The organism is Methanocalculus sp. (assembly GCF_029762515.1).
GTDB lineage: Archaea > Halobacteriota > Methanomicrobia > Methanomicrobiales > Methanocorpusculaceae > Methanocalculus.
This window is the reverse complement of sequence record NZ_JARVGN010000306.1, coordinates 1-2,892: the sequence shown is the minus strand read 5'-3', so window position 1 is coordinate 2,892 and position 2,892 is coordinate 1. Positions and strand designations below refer to the sequence as shown.

Genomic DNA, 2,892 nt, shown 5'->3' with positions numbered 1-2,892 from the left:
ATCCTGCCGGGTGACATACTGGCGGGCCTGCGAATTTTTGACGAGTTGGATTAGATTCTTTGCGAAGAGATGGACGAAAATCTCGAAGAAATCAAGATCTTCGGTGGCGAGATCCGCCGCATCGATGTCCCGGATTGAGAGGTCTTCGGCCACTGTCAGCATCTTCAGGACATTGCGGGCGATGATATCCTTGTGCCTGTGGTAGGCATCACCCTTGAATAACTTGGGAAAGATCTGGAGCGTGACATCCCCTGCCTTGACCACGCCGATGTAGTTCAGCGGCCGGATGAAATTGCGATTGATCTCAAGGAACCGCTTTGACTGGTTGAGGAGCTCGAGTTCCTGGAGGGTCTCTTCGGTCAGGTGGATCCGGGGGCCATCGGCCTGCACCCAATCCCGGTTCCCGATCTGGTAGGGATAGCGGTCGTATTCGAAGAGTGTGGCGGTATGGGACCTAGTCACACTCTTCACCAGTCTCTTCCTCTGCTTCCCGCCCTGCAAGCTGCCTGCAGTGGGCAATGAACGCATCACCGTGCAGGGGCTCCTTGAAGGTGAAGGCATGGTTCTCGACCTCCACGACATCTCCCAGAATCTCCTTCAGTTTTCGGGGCGAGTCATAGAAGTACTCCTGCAGAAGCGGCAGGATCTCGTAGTACCACACAAACCAGAGCTGTGCGATTGCATCGTCACGGGAGGTTGCATCTTTCATTTTCAAGAGATAGCTGTGCCCGATCTGGTGGTCCCGGTCGTAGAGGGAGGTGATCTGCTGGTTCACCCGTTTGAGGACATCGATGGAGAGGTCGAAGATCTCCTGGGTGCTCTCACTCCCGTTCTGCAGATTCTCCTCGAGGACACCGATCTGAGGCATCATCTCAATGAACCCGAATCTGCGCCTCAGGGCGATATCAACAAGTGCAATGGATTTATCTGCAGTATTCATGGTGCCAATGATGAAGATGTTTGGAGGAATTGCAAACTTGTGTTTCGAATAGGGAAGGGTGGCAACCAACTCGTTCTCTTCACAGAGGCGTTTATCGGATTCAAGGAGTGAAATGAGTTCACCAAAAATTCGAGAGATATCACCTCTGTTGATTTCATCGATGACGAAATAGAAAGGAACCTCTTGCGCCAGCGTTTTCAGTTTAATTTTTTCTGTTTTGTCAAATTTTGGAAGGTTACCCGATTCATCCCAGTGCTTCTCAATACCTGCTTTACTGATAAGAACATTCAGTGCATGCCTGCAGAACTTTTTAAAAATGCCTTCTTCGACACAATAATTGATTATCCCGTCATCGCTGGCTATGGGACGAAGACCTTCAATAAAATCTTCATACCCGAATGACGGATGAAAAGCAATAAACTCTTTGTTATCTATTGCCTCGTCCTCGATAGTGCTTGAGATTTTCAAATCTTCGGGGGTTAACCCGGATAAAGAGAGCATTTGCATTGCTTCAATTTCTGTGAGGGGGAAGAGCGTTCCCTGAGCACCATTTCGTACCGGAATGGACACGGAGAAAATCTCATCTTCTTTGAGGATGGCCCATTCGGGACCATCAATCTTTTGGATACCCTGGATGTTTATTGTCGGAATGCCATCTTCAGCAATGAATTTTCTTTGACACTCTGCGATGCCAATGATCTTTTTAAACGGAGTGGTTGCATATATAAAAATGTAGTCCCCTTCTTCTATCGATTCGAACGCTGATTTAAGCCTTCCCTGCCAAGCTGCACTCTTAGATGAAGTGAAAATGTCCTCCGGATCGTATTTTTTCTTGTTAACTGATAACCAGAAAAATTTCTGATCAAATGAGGTTTTTTGTAATTTTGGCAACTCAATGGAGTGATTTTCAATGAATTGCTTGGAATGATAGGTCTTACCGGTTCCCGGGGGACCATAGAGAATTACCTGTTTTTTATTTTCCAACACATGCCGAATTGGCTTGAAGAGGGGATGCTCGGGGGGTTTTGGAGACATAATTTCACGGTATTCCGTTTCACTCAATTCACGGACCACCGGCCCGAATTTCTTTTTTAGATATGGGGGGATTGGGAGTTCTGCGGGGAACACTTCCCACTTTACGTTGCGGTAGAAGGGGAAGTCCAGATCGAGGTCAATTTTCGCAGGAGAGGTGATGGTCCCCTGTCCGACCATGGACTGCTGCCCTCGGTTGACGAGGATTACATCGCCCTCCTGCATCTCATGGAGGAAGCGCCAGAGGGTCAGGCTGGTGGGGTCATCATATACCTTTTTGTATGCCGCAAGAAATGCATCGTAATCGCTGCATTCAAGGATTTTATCCCCGTATTCCCCGGCGAGTTCCCGCCACCATGTGGTGACAATCCCTTTCTGTTGCCATTCATCCCAGAACTCCATGAGATTGCCCGTTTCCGGCAGATTTGACGGGTGAACATTCCAGTATCTTCTCTGCTTTTGCTTTCCAAAATACTGGTCAAGTACATCCTGGATTTTCCTGATGGTATTCTCGACCTCTTCTGTGTCGTATTCTTCAGAATTTAGCAGGGCTTCGTGCTCGGATTGTGCTTTTTTCAGCAGGGCTTCAACATTCTCTGGCTTAACGGATTTATCCTCATCAACAATGTAGTACGGAGCCTGTCCGTACTGTTTGATGCCCAGATCTTTCCCTTTCGGTTGCATTTCGAGAGGTTTGGGTAAAATTACCGAGGTGTCCTTCTCGGCAATACAGATGTATTTGCATTTGTTCAAAATACTGAACTCTTCGTCGTCTTTAATGATCCCGGATTCAATGTCTTTTTGAATCTGTTCCTTAACTGCTGGATCGGTAATCGTATCGATGAGAGGAATGGGCGTTTCGATCTCTTTGAATTTAATATTTGCATAGAATCCAACAAGTGATATGGATGATCTGTGAT

General features: G+C 47.3%; 2 protein-coding genes. Both read right to left on the bottom strand.

Annotated features, from left to right (window positions below; translation table 11 throughout):
- Window positions 1–462: hypothetical protein (locus tag QCH34_RS10045; RefSeq protein WP_300333619.1), on the bottom strand; the 462-nt coding region annotated here is incomplete at its 3' end.
- A partial coding sequence (locus tag QCH34_RS10040; RefSeq protein WP_300333617.1) for an AAA family ATPase occupies window positions 455–2,892 on the bottom strand: 2,438 nt, incomplete at its 5' end. The genes QCH34_RS10040 and QCH34_RS10045, both read right to left, overlap by 8 nt.